Source organism: Streptomyces sp. NPDC101110 (assembly GCF_044759525.1).
Lineage (GTDB): Bacteria > Actinomycetota > Actinomycetes > Streptomycetales > Streptomycetaceae > Streptomyces.
Map to the genome: position 1 here is coordinate 334592 of NZ_JBIVZM010000006.1, position 15306 is coordinate 349897.

Genomic DNA, 15306 nt, shown 5'->3' on the forward strand with positions numbered 1-15306 from the left:
AGCCCGTGTCGGGATCAGCCTATGGCCCGCAGCATGCTCCGTGCCCGGTGGTCCAGTTCGGCGACATGGCGGCCTCCACGTTGCCGGACGGGCGAGAGGTCGCTCTGGATGCGGACGATGACGTCGCGGGCACGACCGGACTGGACGCCCGTCATGGCGTCGAGTGCTTGATTCCAGGTGGCGCACGCCTCGTCGAGGCGGCCTTGCTGGACCTGGACGGCGCCGAGATAGCCGAGCGTGACGCTGTGGGTGCGGGCGTATTGCTGGCGCCGGCGGGTGGCCACGCTGCGCTTGAAGTGGATCTCCGCGTCGAGCTGCTGGCCCATGTCGCGCAAAGCGCAGGCGGTCTCGTGGGCGAGGGAGGCTTCCTGGAAGAAGCCGACGCGCGCCGGCGCCTCGTTGGTGTCGGCGCGGGCGAGGTCCCGCTCCGCACGGCTGATGGCCGCGAGAGAACCGGCCCGGTCGCCGTCGGCCGCGAGTGCGCGAGCGTGGACGATCGCCAGAAGTGCCTTTTCACGATGGCTGGCTTGGCCGTAGCGGTCGCGGGACATCGAGGCGTCGGCCAGGGCGAGCGCCCTGCGTGGATGCCCAAGGTCCACAGCCTGGTGGGCGAGGGCGCGCAGGACGTGGCCGCCGAGCGGTCCGTCTCCGGCTTCCGCCGCGATCCGGGCGGCGATGGTGAGGTAGCGCTGGGCGGTGCGGTGTTCACTGGCGTCGAACGCCATCCAGCCGGCGAGGTAGGTCATCTCTGCCACGGCCGAGTACGTGTCGCGGCGCAGCTGATCTGTGCGGAATCGACCGCCGAGCAGCGGTACTGCTTCGTCGAGCAGGTGGCTGGCAAGGGCTTTGCGGCCGGAGGCGCCGCCTCGCTGCTGGTCGCGCGCGGAGTAGTAGGCCGTGAGGTCGCGGACGTCGTCGATGTCTGTCTGGGTCACCGGGCGCGGGGATGCCGGTCGGCGCTTCGCCGCTGCGGCGGGGGCGGCTGCCCACCACGAGGCTGTGGGCAGGGCGAGGCCGGCCGCGGAGTAGGCGGCGGTGGACAGCAGCTTGCGTCGGTGCATGTCGAGATCGTCGCTTCCCAGCTCGGCCAGTGTGGTCAGAGGGTCGACGCTCCAGTCGGATCCGGTGTCGGTCGTGCCTGTTGGCTCTTCTTCCAGCCCGAGGTCGGCCAGGGTGAGGTGGCGGCCGAGTCTGCGGGACAGCGTCTCGCGCAGGATATGCGGCGCTCTGCCACTCGGCTTCGTGCCGAGCACCCACATGGAGATGTGCGAGCGGGAGATCGCCTCCAGCTCACGCACTCCGCTCTCCGCGGCCACTCGAGTAACGGCAGCGGCTGCTTGTGGCTGGGACCAGCCTGCTTCGCGCAGGAGTGCGGCGAGGGCGACGTTTCGTTCACGGGCCATGGACTGCCCCTCGGGTCCGAAATGATCTTTGGCGCCTTTGGCGGCCTTCCGGTCCGCACAGGCATACCCCTCAGACGGGATTCACGGTTCGCTCAACGTAGCTGCCAGATCACTCACTTCGCACGCCAGCCGTCGGTGCCAGCCGGCGACTTCGGCTCACTTTGGCTTGATCCGAACAGGAGTTGTGTCATGCGCCTTTCGCTGGTCCCTCGCGGAGGAGACATCCAGAGCGTGGGCGGGAGCGGAGAGCGAGGGTCCGTCACCGTGAAGCGGGCGCCGCAGCGTGATCACGTGGTGGCCGCGTCGGAGACGGTGACGCTCGTGCTGGGCGAAGACTCACCGCTACCCGAGAGCGCTGCTGATGTGGAGGACCTCGTTCGCCGTCTGCGCGGTCACATTGCCCAGTTGGGAGCACGAACCGCTTCGGGCACCCCCGTCCTGCTGCGCGCGCAGCGGCTCTGCTCGGACAGCGTCCCCGGGGGCTACATGCCCAGCCGGGTGTATCTGGTCGAGCTCGCCGAAGCGACGCAGGAACTCGTCACGCTTGTGGAGCGCGGTGATCCCGGGTCGCTGCGCCCGGAGCGCAGGCGGCGTTCGTGGAAGTCCCGGATCAACATGCTGCGCGGGGCGGTTTTCGCAGTCGCCCTCGCCTGTTTGGTCTGGGCCGCTTCGGTGCCAAGGACGTGACAGTAACCAGGGTCGTCGTCATCGGGCTGATTCTCGGTCCGACGGCCTGGCTGGTCCTCCGCGGCGAGCGCGCAGCCAGTCCTGTCGCGGCCGACGAGGACTCCCCGCCGACCCTGAACGACCCGACCTCACCCCGGTGACCACAGGTGCCCCTCCTTCTCAGTGTTCCCGGCCGCCGTAGCGGCCCCCGATATCCCCCGGCCTGCGGGGTCAATGGAGATTTCACAAACGATGGAACGTCTTCCGCGTATCGAGCAGTACGGCCTGATCGGCGACATGCAGACCAGTGCCCACGTCTGCGACGACGGTTCGATCGACTGGCTGTGCCTGCCCCGCTTCGACTCTCCGGCCGTTTTCGCCGGCCTGCTCGGGACGCAGAAACACGGCACCTGGCAGATCGCTCCGGCCTCGCCGCCTCCTGACCCGTCCGGCTCCGAAGCGGGAGCCAAACGCCGGTACTGCGGTGACTCACTCGTCCTCGAATCGGTGTGGCGCATCCCGACCGGTTCGGTCCGCGTCCTGGATTTCATGCCGCCACGCGACGGGGCACCTCAGGTGATCCGGATCGTAGAGGGTCTTACCGGCGAAGTGCCGATGATCTCGGCCATGCGTCCGCGGCCGGGATACGGCAGCGTCAGCCCGTGGATCCACGAGGTCGGAGGCCGCATGGTCGCGGAGGCCGGCGCGGACGCTCTGTGGCTCGACACCTGCGTCCAGCAGGTGGAGAAGGACGGTGCCATCGTCAGCGCCTTCGCCGTCGCCGCCGGGCAGAGCGTGACTTTCGCGCTCAGTTGGTGCCCATCCCATGCAGCCGCGCCTGACGTTCCCGACCCGGAGGTCGCGCTCACCGAGACGCTCACCTTCTGGCAGGAGTGGGCGCAGGAATGCACCTACGACGGCCCCTTTCGCGAGCCCGTGATTCGTTCCTTGATCGCGCTGAAGGCGATGACCTATGGGCCGAGCGGCGGGATCGTCGCGGCGCCGACCACATCACTGCCTGAGGAGATCGGCGGCGGACGGAACTGGGACTACCGCTACACCTGGCTGCGCGACGCCTCCACGACCCTGGCCGCGCTGCTGGGGACCGGGTACCGGCAGGAGGCGCAAGCATGGCGGCGGTGGCTGTTGCGTGCGGTGGCCGGCGATCCGGAGAACCTGCAGATCATGTACGGGATCACCGGGGAGCGCGATCTGCGGGAGCGGGAGCTGGCCTGGCTTCCCGGGTACGAAGGCTCAACCCCGGTACGGGTCGGAAACGGGGCGGCGGACCAGCTCCAGCTCGACGTGTACGGCGAGGTGATCGAAACCCTGTACCTCGCGCACCAGAGCGGTGTCGCCCACTGCGCCGACACTGCGGTCCTGCACCAGCGCCTCGTCGACCACCTGGCGCAGCGCTGGCAGGAGCCTGACGAGGGAATCTGGGAGATCCGCGGGGCACGCCGGCACTTCGTGCACTCCAAGGTGATGGCCTGGGTGGCGGTCGACCGCACGATCCGCCTGGCCGAAGTCGGTGCCCTCGACGTGGACCTGACCCCCTTGGTCGAGCTGCGGGCCACGATCCACCACGAGGTGTGCACCAAGGGCTTCGACCCGGCGCGCAACACCTTCACCCAGTCCTACGGCTCCCAGGAACTGGACGCCGCCACGCTGCTCATCCCCCGCGTCGGTTTCCTGCCGCCGAACGACCCGCGCGTCATCGGCACCGTGGACGCGGTACGTCGTGAACTCTCCACACCGGACGGGCTCGTGTACCGGTACCCGACCCGCGGCAAGCGCACCGGAGTGGACGGCTTGGCCTGCGATGAGGGCACCTTCCTCCTTTGCAACTTCTGGCTCGTCGATGCGCTCGCCCTGACCGGCCGCCTCGGCGAGGCCCACGCCCTGTTCGAACACCTTCTCGCACTGCGCAGCGACCTCGGGCTCCTGGCCGAGGAGTACGACCCCGTCCAGCAGCGCCAGGTCGGTAATTTCCCGCAGGCATTCAGCCACATGGGCCTGATCCAAAGTGCCCGGCTCCTTCATCAGCTGGCGACGCAGTCTTCCTGCCACCGAGGCACGGTCGAGGTTCCGGCGCCTCGCTCGACCTCACCGCTCGAGACCTGCACAAGCCTGACGCCGCAGCACGCCTAGCAACCTCACCCCCTGACGAGGATTCCCATGCCTGACAGCGCCTTCCCGGCACGGCCGGCCGCTCCCGGCCACCACAGACGTCGGCCTCCACGGATCGACACGATCACGCTGCACCGTGTCCGCCGCGCCGTGGCCTTGCCCGTGGTGCTTCTGGCCGCGCTGTTGGGTGCCGCCTTCGCCCTCTGGTCGATGTCTGCGGTAGGTCCCGGCTGGCTCCTGACTGGCCTTGTCTGTGGGCTGGTCTGGGTCGCGCTGGTGGCGGCTCGCGGAGTGCGCACGGCCGCAGGGGCCATGCAGGCAGCTGTGGAGGAGGCCCAGGCAGCGGCGCTGACAGCGGTCGCCGAGGCAGGGGCGGCCGTCGAGAAGTCGGTGCAGTGGTCGGCGGACGAGCTGTGCCGCGGGGGACGCCCGGCGCTGCCGGACATGCAGACGCCACCGTCGGCCAGTCCGACCGTCGAGATCAACAAGGCGTTGAGTTCCCTCCAGGCGCAGGCCATCGCGTCGCTGATACGCGTGCACGACGAGTCCCAGTCCGTCGTTCTCCTGGAAGTGCTGCGCCGTCTTGCGATGCGCGAGCACGCCCTGGTCGGCAAGGCGCTCCAGGCACTGAGCCAACTGGAGATGCTGACCGACGACCCGGAGCTGCTTTCGAAGATCTTCGAGATCGATCACCTCGTGACGCGGATGCGTCGCCAGGTGGAGAGCACGGCGGTGCTGGGCGGGCAGTCCCTGCGCAGCGTGCGTCGGCCCGTCCCCGTCGCGACGGCGCTGCGCGGCGCGGTCTCCGAAGTTGTGCAGTATCCGCGCGTGGCCGTCGCGGCTGGTTCCGTGGGCGCTGAGCTGGGCCTTCCGGGACATGTGGGTCCGGACCTGACCCACCTTCTGGCCGAGCTGATCGAGAACGCCTGCGAGTGCTCCGATCCGGCAACGAAGGTGACCGTGCGAGCGCAGCGGGTTTCTAACGGGCTGGCGATCGAGGTTGAGGACCGGGCCATCCCTATGCATCCGCAGACACGCGCGCAGATGAACCACCTGCTCAAGGCCCCTGACGAGGTGGACGTCAGCGGTCAGGTACGAGCGGGACAGCTCGGCTTGCTGGTCGCCGCGAAAATCGCCCAGTCGCATGGGCTGTCCGTTCTCCTCCAGGAGAACGTGACTGGAGGCACCACCGCCCTGGTCGTCATTCCGGCACGGCTCCTCGTCGCGCTTCCCTCGCTCGAGGATTCGGGCGTGCTCCCCAGGAGACCTCGCCCCTCCGCGCCGCCGCCCCGGCAGAGTGCCACGGCTCCAGCCATCCCGGCGGGCCAGGTACCGCGCCCGGGCACCGCAGGGGCGCCGAGATCCGGAGAGGCAGGTCACTCGGCTGATGCGCCCGCCCTTCCCACGCGTACGCGTCAGGTCGGCTCGTTCCGTCCACCACGCGAGTGGGAGCAAGCCCCCGTGACCGCGGCGACGCCAGGGCTCGCAGCTGCCTTCCGCAACGGCATCCAGGCCAGCGGGACCGCTGGTTCTCCGCCCGCTTCGGCAGAGCAACCCAGGCCCTGATTCTCGCCCTTCCTTTCACGTTCCCGGTGGCCTGTTACATCCGCTGGCCCTTCCCCCTTTTGGAGCGATCCCTATGAGCACCCACCCCGCGATGAACAACGTGACCAGCGACGCGCCCGCATCCGAGACGACGGCAAGCGGTCAACGGGACAACATGGCCTGGCTGCTGCGTCACTTCACATCCGAGACTCCGGGCGTCACGCACGCCGTCCTGCTGTCGCGCGACGGACTGCGGCTGCTGGACAGCGACGTCGACAAGGACTGGGCGGACGAACTGTCGGCCGCGCTCAGCGGAGTGGCCTCCCTCGCGACGAACATCACCGGCCCCAGCCACAAGAAGAGGCCGGCCAAGCAAGTCATCATCGAGCGAGACGACTGCCTGTTCTTTGTCCAGAGCGCCGGGTGCTGCGCAGCGTTCGAGGGCCATCCCGGCAACGAACGCGGTGAGGTGGACACGATCCTCGCCGTCATCGCCACCACGGACGCCGACGCGGGCACCGTCGGGTTCGAGATGGGGCGCCTCGTCCAGAAGTTCGCTCCTTACATGCAGATCCCCGTCCGCGTCGGCACGGGTGCTGAGGTCCGGTGAGCACACACGGCCGCTCGGCCGAGGAATCGACGTTCGTGCGGACCTACACGCTGACGCGCGGGCGCACCAAGCCGCGGCACCTGCTGGGCTTGGAGACCGTGCTGGACGCCGGTTCGGGGCGGCCGGGCCCGGGGCAGGCCGCGGAGTGCGAAGAGATCCTCGCCCTGTGCCGAGAGCACCGGCGTTCCGTGACCGAGCTGGCGGGCCGACTCCGCCGCCCCGTCACCGCCGTCAAGATCCTCGTCTCGGACCTCTTGGACGCCGACGCCCTGGTCGTCTCCGTCACCGATGCCTATGCCGCCTCCGACGCAGACGCGGATGAGCGTCCCACCACCCACCTATTGGCGGCCCTCTCTGTGGGCCTGAAGAGGAAGTGGCCCGATGCCGTCGCCTATCCCCAGGCCGGATGACTCGACCGTGGCGCTGCGGAGTCCGTCGCGCGCGCAGGCCGGTGCACCGACTGTGCTGAAGATCGTGATTGCCGGGGGCTTCGGCGCGGGCAAGACCACCGCCGTTGGTGCCGTCAGTGAGATCACGCCGCTGAGCACGGAGGAGTACCTGACCGAGGCAAGCGCGGACGTGGACAGCCTGGCAGGCGTCGAGGCGAAGCAGACCACCACGGTCGCCTTCGACTTCGGCCGCCTCAGCCTGCCGGACGCGCCCGTGCCCCTGGAACTGTTCCTGTTCGGCACGCCCGGCCAGGACCGGTTCGTCGACCTCTGGTACGACCTCTCCCGCGGAGCCGTCGGCGCAGTCGTCCTGGTCGACACCCGCCGCCTGGAAAGCAGCTTCACCCCCGTCAGCTTCTTCGAAGACATCGGCCTGCCCTTCGTCGTCGCCATCAACCAGTTCGACGGAGCACACCGCTACCACCCCGAACAGGTTCGCACCGCCCTCGAACTCCCCACCTCTGCGCCGGTGGTCACCTGCGATGCCCGCGACCCGAACCACGTCGCCGGCGTCCTGCTGACCCTCGTCGGCCACGCAGTGAAGAACGCATCGACAGACCCCGCTCGCCCAGCAGCCACTACCACCCTCCAGGACGCCTGATGTCATATCAGCCCAACGACCCCTACCTCGTACCGCAGACCGTCCGAGCAACCCGGACACTGCCGCGACGCAACATGCGAGACATCGCCCTTGGGCCGTCCGTCTCGGCCGACGTCGCCGTCACCGGCCCGCAGGACCAGCAGACGACCGAACTGGCCCGGCGGTATGAGCTGCTCAAGCGCCTGGGCGTGCCCACCGCTGCCAGCCAGGACTTCGACGAGCTGGCACGCGACATGGCCACGCAGGCCGGATTCCTGTACGGGTTCGTCAATCTCTTCCTGGAGGAGCAGACCTTCGTCGGGCTGCACCAGCCGCCCGCGGACAGCGGGTACGTCATCGTCGGCCGCACCATGAGCCGCGACCACGGCTGGTGCCCGGAGGTCATGGCCCGCAAGAAGGCCCTCCCGCTGCACGACGTGCACGCCAGCCCGCGCTTCAGCGGCAACGACGTGGTCGACGCGGTCGGGATCCGCTCCTACTTCGGCGCACCGCTCATCCACGACAGCGGCACCGTGCTGGGCACAGTGTGCGTCATCGACCCCGAGAAGCGGCCCCTGAGCGAGGCCCGACGGCTGAGAGACATCGTCATCAACGCCGGCGCCCAGGTGATGGACCACATCGCCCACGCGCCCGTCCGCTAGGCCGTTCCACCACCCCCACCCGGGAGCCGCAGGCGATCCCCGGCCGCTCCACTGTGCGACTTTCACCCAGGGAGAGGGAGACGACCATGCCCGCCACACCCACCGCTCCGCCACCGGCGCTGCGTCCCTACCTCACCGCCCGCCACGAACTGCTGTGGGACGAGGCGGACGCCTTCGCGGAAGAGCACATCGCGCCGCGTGCCGCACGTATGGAGGCCGCTCCGGGCAGGGTGGAGCGCAAGGTCGCCGATCTGATGGCCGCACGGGGCTGGTTCGCCGTCACCGTCCCGGCCGCCTTCGGCGGTCTTGGCGCCGGCCATGTGGCCAAGACGGTCCTGGTCCACCGCATCGCGCGGGTCTCGGCGGCTGCCGCGGCCGTCCTGCAGGCCACCCTGATCCCCGTCGGCGGCTTGTTGCACTTCGCCACTTATGAACAGAAGGGCCGCTGGCTGCCGCGGGTGGCGGACGGTTCACTTCTTTTGTCGATCGCCGTGACCGAACCGCGGGCCGGCGGACACATCGGTGGCATCGAAACCACCGCCGAACGCGCCGCCAATCAATGGGTGATCACCGGCAGCAAGGTCCACATCGGCAACAGCCATCTCGCGGGAGCCCACCTCGTCGTCGCCCGAACCGCCGAGGCCAGCGTAAGTACTTCCCAGGCGCTGACCGCGTTCATGGTCGAATCCGACCGACCCGGGGTCTCGGTTTCCGACCACCGTCCCGGCCTCGGCCTGCACGGCTTCTCCGCCGGCCGCCTCGACCTCGACCACGTCCGCGTCCCCGAGGACAACGTGGTCGGAGAGATCGGCCAGGGGCTGAGCGTGGCCCAGAGCAGCAGCATCCTGTACGGCCGTCCCAACCTGGCCGCGCTCAGCCTCGGGATCCACGAGGCGGTCGTGGCCACCACGACTGCCCGCCTCAAGGCGCGCGCCCGCTACCGGGGCGCCCTGTCCGATCTGCCGGTTCTGCGGGACCGCATCGGTGACATGGAGGCCCGCCTGCGCGCCGGACGAATCCTGGCCTACCAGTCCGTGCACCTCCTCGACCAGGGCCTGCCCTGCGACGCCGACCTGATCAACGCCAAGTATCTCGGCCACCAGTGGGCCATGAAGTCCACCCAGGACGCCATGGAACTGCACGGCGCCCACGCCCTCGACCGCGACTACGTCCTCCAGCGCCTGTGGCGCGACATCCAGCACACCTATCCACCGGCCGGAACCGGCGAAGTCCAGCGCATACGGCTCGCCGAGGCCGCCTTCGACGAGGACCACATCCAGTGGTCCGAACGCCTCGCCGCCGAAGCGTCCTGGGCACGCCCCGACCCCACCGCCGCATGAGCCCCCGTGCGCGGCACCCCGTAAATCCAAACCGCCGCGCACGGGCCCATGTCGTCGGCCCCCGTCCCCCGCGGGGGCCGGCGGCACCCCTTCCGGTGACCGTCCACCCAGCTGAGAAAGAGACACCCGTGACCCCGCCCGTGACGACCAGCGCACCGATCACACCCCTGACGCCGACCCTGCAGCGCGTCGCCCAGCACCTCGCAGACGACCTCACCCCCCGAGAAATCGCCACTAGGACAGGGCTGTCGGCCGTTACCGTCCGCCAGTACGTCCGCGACATCCGGGAGAGCCTCCACTGCCCGCCCCGCTGCAAGCCCCCGGTGATCGTGCACCGCCTGTTCGCCGCCCAGCAGGTCGCCCCACCCACAACGGACAGGCCAACGCCCAAGCTCAGCCCGGATGAGCAACTGCTGCTGCAGGCCGTCGCTGAGCACAGCAACCCCCACGACATCGCCGTCGCCGCCAAGATCGCCCCCGCCGACGTCCGAGCGGCACACGACGAACTGCTCGACAAGACCGGGGCGGCCAACACCACCCAGCTCGTCGTCCTTGCCCACGCGTGGGGCCTGCTGGGCACCAAGCCAGCCACCACGACGGGGAGCGGAGCGAACCAGTGAACGCGTCACCCGTTTCTGTGGTCACCGAGCCCTCCCACGCCTCCCTGCACCGGCGCTCGACAGCGTTACCGGCCGTGTACGAGATGCGGACACTGTGCACCGACGCCGAACGAGACGAGGCAGCCGCACTCGTCCAGGACCGTCAACGCTGGCTCACCACGCGCAGTCTCCCGGTGCCCGCCCAGGCCGACATCCCGGCCATCTTCCGCAACCCGCAGACGAGGCCGGCTGGCCTGTTCGAGGACGGGAAGCTGCTGGCCTGCATGATCCCCGAGCGCGACCCCGGCCTTCGATGGGGCCAAGGCCCGTGCCTCTACCTGGGCTGCATCCACACCCTGCCCGACCAGCCCGACGACATCACCCGGCTGATCACCCTCTGGGCATCCGACTTCGCCGCTCGTCTCGACCTCCGGCTCGTACGGACCGAGACCCTGGCCCGCCACGCCCTCGACGCCGAGCCCGTCGCGGCCCTTCTGCATCGGCTCACCGGCATGGGCTGGGATGTACAGGGTTCCGGCCGAGGACGAGAAGGCGACCGAGTCGCCCGTCTCGAACTCGCCGCAGAATCCCGGCCCGGGCTGAGCGCGCTGATCGGCTGCCGCGTCCACGAGCCGCAGGCCGCCCCGAGTGATCGGGGCAGCGCATGACGACCGCCGGACCCCAACGGCCCGACCTCGCCCGCGAGCTGATCGCCCGCGCGCAGGCGTCCGCCGCGTGCCGGGCCCAACGAGTGCGCAACCAGCTCGATGCCGTCCAACTCGGCCAGGGCCGTCACGCTGATCACGCCAACACCAACGTGCTGCGCCGCATCCTGAGCGAACACGACTGGCCCGGCCACCTCCTCGTGGGCCCCACTGCCGCCCGCGCCGCTTGGAGTATCGCCCTGCACAGCGACTACGAGCCCGACTTCCAGCGCGCCGCCACGACTTTGCTGCAGCGTGCGGTTCAGGCCGGCGACGCGCTCATCCAGCACTGGGCACACCTGCACGACCGCGCCCTCGTGAACACCGGGCACGCCCAGGAGTACGGAACCCAACTCCTCCTCCGAGCCGACGGCATCGAACTATGCCCGCTGCGCGCCCCGGAATCGCTGGACGAGCGGCGGGCCAGCGTAGGGCTGCCACCCGTCGCCGTCGCCCTGAAAACGGTGCAGCGCCGATACACCCCGGATCACCGTGCCGAGAACGCACTGACCGTCGCGTTTCCGGAGGCCGCGTGAGCGGAGCCGCTACATCTCCACCAGCCAGACACCTGTCCACAACCTCGCCCTACGAAAGGACCATTCACGCTATGAAGCTCACCACCGCCGTCCTAGCCGCCGGTGCTGCCCTCTCCCTCACCACCGCCGTGTTCGGAATGGCCCGGCTCAGGCAGAACGCACGACACCAGGTTGAGCACAACGAGGCGGTCCTCGCCCGGAACCAGCTCGACTGGCTGGCGCAGATGTCCACCAACGCCGACCTCGCCAAACTCTGGGCACCTGAGGACATGGATGTCGAGGAGTACATGCAGCTGCTGCATGCCAACCAGCAGATCTGCACCCTCAGCCTGCGTGACCGCCTCGGCTTCGTCCGTAACGGTCAACTGCCGTTCTATGCCTCCACGCTGATGGAAAGCGACGTCTGCCGACGGTACTGGAACCGTTTCGGCGATCTCCGCGCTCAGGAGGCCGAGGGCGACGAGCGGGCCGAGCACTTCACCCGCGTGCTGGACCAGGCCGCGAAGAACCACCCGCAGGCGCAGTCCGCAGGAGCCTGACGACACCACACACCGACCCCCAGATGCGCGACCGCTGAGGCTACTTCGGCTGCGACCGCCGTCTGGTAGCAGACCCCGGGGCCCGACCGGACCTCGGCATCCCGCACCATCCACCACTCCTAGGAGGCACGCATGACCGCCATCCAGGCCGAGAGGCCGACCGCTCCCGCACAGGCCGACCTCGCGAAGACCGACGACGACCCGTTCGGGCTCGACATCTCCTTCATCGAGGGCACGCCGGCGACCGAGACGGTCCTGATGTGCAGCACGGGCGACACCTGCGGCAGCTCCTGCCCCAGCGCCTGCACCACCTCGTAAGCCGGACCATCCCGGCAGCGCGGGCTGGACGGGGCTCTCCCCGTCCGGCCCGCCCCGCCCGCCACGCAGAAGATAAGGAGAGCCCAGATGACACGGCAACGGCCCAGCCTGTACGAGGGCGCGGGACAGGCCATGCTGCGCGCCGCGGTACACACGACCGAGCCCGCCATGCCGCCCTGGCCGGCGACCACGGCGCCCGTGGAAGAGTGGCGCGCGTGGCTGAACACGGTGTGGTCCGACAGCGACTTGCGCCGGACCGTGTCGCAGGCGAGCCCTCACCTGGCGAACCAAGTGCACGCCATCGTCAACGGCCGCACGCCGAAGGTGCGCCGGATGCGCCGGGCGGCGCTGGCCACCGCCCGCTACGCGATCCGCTACGCCCGCCGCTCCACCCCCTTCGGCCTGTTCGCCGGCGTCGCCCCGCTCGGCTTCGACCAGACCACGTTTGTCCGCATCGGCGACGAGCACCAGGCTGTGACGCGCCCTGAGCCGGTCGGGCTCGAGGAGATGCTCAGCGCCTGGGAGAGCGACACCGCCCGCATGGCCGACGCCGAGGTTTGCGTCAACACCCTGATCCGACAGCGTGACAAGCACATCGACGTGCCCTCCGAGGGCGACTCCCAGTTCCGCCTCGCCCTCAGCCCCGCACTGCGTCTCGTCCTCGACCTGGCCCGATCGCCGATCGGGTACCGCCAGTTGTCCGACAAGCTGGCTGCGGAGTTCCCCGACGTGAGCTGCACGGCGCGCGACCGGCTTCTCGGTGAACTGCTGCGGGTGCGGCTGCTGCGCTCCTCGCTGCGCGCACCCGCCACCGTTGCCGACCCCACCGACGTCTTACCGCCCGCGGCGCGCACTCAGGCAGCCGGCCTGCGGAATGCTTGCGACCTGCGGCTGGACGCCGACGTGCGGCTGCCCGAGCAGGTGCTGACCGAAGTGGAGACCGCGGCGACCATCCTGGCCCGCCTGGTCACCCATCCGACCGGAACACCGACCTGGCGGCGGTGGATCGAGCAGTTCTCCGAGCGCTACGGCGAGAACACCACGGTGCCGGTCGACGTGGCCACGGATCACGACCGGGGCCTGGGCTTCCCTGCAGGGTTCGTCACGGCGAGCGAACCGCCCCGGCCGATGTCCCGGCGTGACCGCCTGCTGCTGGAGCTGGCCGGCACCGCCGCCGCCGAAGGCAACCGCACCGTCGCGGTGACCGGAGCGATGATCGAGGAACTGGAAGCAGCGGCCGGCGACAAACCTCACGACCTGGCGCCCCACCTCGAACTGGCCGCACAGGTCCACGCCACCTCTGCTCCGGCCCTGGACCGAGGCGACTTCCGGCTGCGCGTGCTGACCGTCTCCCGCTCGGCCGGATCGATGACCGGCCGGTTCTGGCACCTGTTCCCCGGCACCGAGGCGGCGTACACGAACCTGCCCACCGTCGATCCGAAGGCGGAACTCGCGCAGCTCTCCTTCCACGCCGGGCGGGTGCCGGCCGACCTGCTCACCCGCGCGCCACGGGCGCTGCCCCGGATCGTCAGTGTCGGCGAATTCCGCCGCCCCGCCCCGCACGTCCTCTTCCCCCGCGACCTCGCGGTCACCGTCGTCGACGGCCGCCCCAAGCTGGTGGAGTCCGCGACAGGCAAGCCGCTGGAGCTGCTGGCCCCCACCGCCATCAACTTCCTGTGGAACAACTACACCCCGCCGATGGCCCGCTTCCTCGGCGAGATCAGCCGGGCCGCGTCCCCGCAGGTGACCTGGTTCGACTGGGGCGCCGCCTGGACCCTGCCCTTCACACCGGCCCTCACCTACCGGCGCACCATCCTCACCGCCGCACGTTGGAAGATCCGCAGCCGCACGCTGCCCGCCCGCACCGCCACGCTCCAGCAGTGGGCAGACCAACTCCACGCCTGGCGTGCCCGGTTCGGCGTGCCGGAGCGGGTCCTGCTCGCCGAGGACGACCAGCAGCTGCCCCTCGACCTCACCCGCGACGTCGACCTGGACCTTCTGCGCGCGCACTTGGACGCCAGCCCCTTCGGCATCGCCACCCTGCACGACGCGCCCCCGCTGGACGCCGACGGGTGGATCGGCGGCCGGGCCCACAGCATCGTCGTCCCCCTGGCCAGGCGCTCATGACCACGACGACCGTGCCCCGCGTGCAGGACCTGTCCGAGGGCACCCTGGGGATGGCCCTGCTCGACATCGAGCGCCGTGACCTGTCCACCGCCCGCCGCCACCTCGCCCAGGCCACCGTCCGAGGGGTGAGCACCGGCAGCAACGCCAGCCTCTTCCACGGCGCACCCGCCCTGGAGTTCGTCCTGGCCCGCGCCCACGGGGCCAGCGACGACGTCCGTGCGGCCGTCGACCGCGTCGTGGACGCCCGGCTCGCCGCCGCCCACCGCCGTCAGGCGGCCGGCACGCTGCCCCACCTCGCCGAATGGGACCTCATCCGCGGCCTGACCGGACTCGCCGCACTGCTGCTGTCCCGCCGCCCCATCGCGCCCCGGCTGCCCGACGTGCTCGCCTGCCTCGTCGCGCTCGCCCACCCCGCCCGTGGTGAAGGCCGAACCCTGCCTGGGTGGTGGTCGCCGGTCGGCCCCGACGGGAAGACGATGGCCGGCGGCCACGGCAACAACGGCATGGCCCACGGCATCGCCGGGCCTCTGGCTGTGCTCTCCCTCGCCCTCCGCGCCGGAGTCAGCGTCCCCGGGCAAGAGGAGGCCGTCAGCACATTCGCCACCTGGCTCGACCGGCACGGCGCCCACTACTGGGCCACCGCAGCACACCTGGAGGCCGACCAGCCGCCCGCAGCGGAACCGGTCCGCCAGTCCTGGTGCTACGGCCAGCCCGGCATCGCCCGCGCCCAGCAGCTCGCCGCGCTCGCCATCGGCGACCCAGCCCGGCGCCAAACGGCCGAGGACACCGTCGAGACCATCCTGACCGACCCGCTGCGGCTCGCCCGCATCACCGACTCGACTCTCTGTCACGGCTGGGCCGGCCTGCTGACCCTCACCCGCGCGGTCGCCGCCGACAGCCCCGCACCCGCACGCTTCACCCCGATCATCCAGGACCTGCACCGACGGCTGACCGCCGACTGGGAGCGCCTGCCCAAACCCGGATTCATGGAAGGCCGCGCCGGAGCCCAACTCGCCCTGTACACCACCGACACCACCGGCTGGACCCGCGTCCTCCTGCTCACCTGACCCCACCCCGCCGCCTCGCAAGGAGTTCCCT

Annotated in this window: 17 protein-coding genes; 16 read left to right on the plus strand and 1 reads right to left on the minus strand. The window is 70.2% G+C overall.

The annotated features are described in order from the left end of the window. Positions 1-14 precede the first annotated feature (14 nt). Positions 15-1403, minus strand: coding sequence for a Tat pathway signal protein (locus tag ACIQU3_RS16705; RefSeq protein ID WP_403925712.1), 1389 nt, complete (start codon positions 1401-1403; stop codon positions 15-17). 189 nt (positions 1404-1592) lie between these two features. Between ACIQU3_RS16705 and ACIQU3_RS16710 the strand changes: the two genes are divergently transcribed. From ACIQU3_RS16710 to ACIQU3_RS16785, 16 genes are all read left to right on the plus strand, one after another. After that, entirely contained in the window at positions 1593-2090 is a 498-nt protein-coding gene (locus ACIQU3_RS16710; RefSeq protein ID WP_403925714.1) for a DUF6415 family natural product biosynthesis protein, read from the plus strand. Next, positions 2087-2230, plus strand: coding sequence for a hypothetical protein (locus tag ACIQU3_RS16715; RefSeq protein WP_403925716.1), 144 nt, complete (start codon positions 2087-2089; stop codon positions 2228-2230). Before ACIQU3_RS16710 ends, ACIQU3_RS16715 begins: the two co-directional genes overlap by 4 nt. A gap of 91 nt (positions 2231-2321) precedes the next feature. Further along, positions 2322-4220: a glycoside hydrolase family 15 protein gene (locus ACIQU3_RS16720; protein ID WP_403925719.1), complete on the plus strand. Its 1899-nt coding sequence runs from the start codon at positions 2322-2324 to the stop codon at positions 4218-4220. A gap of 27 nt (positions 4221-4247) precedes the next feature. After that, positions 4248-5765, plus strand: a complete 1518-nt coding sequence (locus ACIQU3_RS16725; RefSeq protein WP_403925721.1) for a sensor histidine kinase — start codon at positions 4248-4250, stop codon at positions 5763-5765. A gap of 73 nt (positions 5766-5838) precedes the next feature. Next, positions 5839-6354, plus strand: a complete 516-nt coding sequence (locus ACIQU3_RS16730) for a roadblock/LC7 domain-containing protein (RefSeq protein WP_403925723.1) — start codon at positions 5839-5841, stop codon at positions 6352-6354. Next, on the plus strand, positions 6351-6764 hold the full coding sequence (locus ACIQU3_RS16735; protein ID WP_403925726.1) for a DUF742 domain-containing protein: 414 nt from the start codon (positions 6351-6353) through the stop codon (positions 6762-6764). The genes ACIQU3_RS16730 and ACIQU3_RS16735 overlap by 4 nt, the downstream gene beginning before the upstream one ends. Positions 6765-6816: 52 nt before the next feature. Further along, positions 6817-7404 carry a GTP-binding protein gene (locus ACIQU3_RS16740; protein WP_403925729.1) on the plus strand — a complete coding sequence of 196 codons (588 nt, stop codon included), beginning with the start codon at positions 6817-6819 and terminating at the stop codon, positions 7402-7404. Further along, the gene (locus tag ACIQU3_RS16745; RefSeq protein WP_403925732.1) at positions 7404-8045 is read left to right on the plus strand and encodes a GAF domain-containing protein; all 642 of its coding nucleotides are present in this window, start codon (positions 7404-7406) and stop codon (positions 8043-8045) included. The genes ACIQU3_RS16740 and ACIQU3_RS16745 overlap by 1 nt, the downstream gene beginning before the upstream one ends. Positions 8046-8131: 86 nt before the next feature. Beyond that, the gene (locus tag ACIQU3_RS16750; protein WP_403925735.1) at positions 8132-9385 is read left to right on the plus strand and encodes an acyl-CoA dehydrogenase family protein; all 1254 of its coding nucleotides are present in this window, start codon (positions 8132-8134) and stop codon (positions 9383-9385) included. A gap of 128 nt (positions 9386-9513) precedes the next feature. Next, positions 9514-10005: a DNA-binding protein gene (locus ACIQU3_RS16755; protein ID WP_403925738.1), complete on the plus strand. Its 492-nt coding sequence runs from the start codon at positions 9514-9516 to the stop codon at positions 10003-10005. Beyond that, positions 10002-10652, plus strand: coding sequence for a hypothetical protein (locus ACIQU3_RS16760; RefSeq protein ID WP_403925741.1), 651 nt, complete (start codon positions 10002-10004; stop codon positions 10650-10652). Before ACIQU3_RS16755 ends, ACIQU3_RS16760 begins: the two co-directional genes overlap by 4 nt. Beyond that, positions 10649-11224 (plus strand): DUF6624 domain-containing protein, encoded by a 576-nt coding sequence (locus ACIQU3_RS16765; RefSeq protein WP_403925744.1) that lies wholly within the window; start codon positions 10649-10651, stop codon positions 11222-11224. The genes ACIQU3_RS16760 and ACIQU3_RS16765 overlap by 4 nt, the downstream gene beginning before the upstream one ends. 71 nt (positions 11225-11295) lie before the next feature. After that, positions 11296-11763 carry a DUF6082 family protein gene (locus tag ACIQU3_RS16770; RefSeq protein WP_403925747.1) on the plus strand — a complete coding sequence of 156 codons (468 nt, stop codon included), beginning with the start codon at positions 11296-11298 and terminating at the stop codon, positions 11761-11763. Between the two features lie 132 nt (positions 11764-11895). Continuing rightward, positions 11896-12081 (plus strand): FxLD family lanthipeptide, encoded by a 186-nt coding sequence (locus tag ACIQU3_RS16775; protein ID WP_358651862.1) that lies wholly within the window; start codon positions 11896-11898, stop codon positions 12079-12081. An 87-nt stretch (positions 12082-12168) separates the two neighbouring features. Then, entirely contained in the window at positions 12169-14208 is a 2040-nt protein-coding gene (locus tag ACIQU3_RS16780; protein ID WP_403925750.1) for a lantibiotic dehydratase family protein, read from the plus strand. Beyond that, on the plus strand, positions 14205-15275 hold the full coding sequence (locus tag ACIQU3_RS16785) for a lanthionine synthetase C family protein (protein ID WP_403925753.1): 1071 nt from the start codon (positions 14205-14207) through the stop codon (positions 15273-15275). Before ACIQU3_RS16780 ends, ACIQU3_RS16785 begins: the two co-directional genes overlap by 4 nt. The last annotated feature ends 31 nt before the right edge of the window (positions 15276-15306 follow it).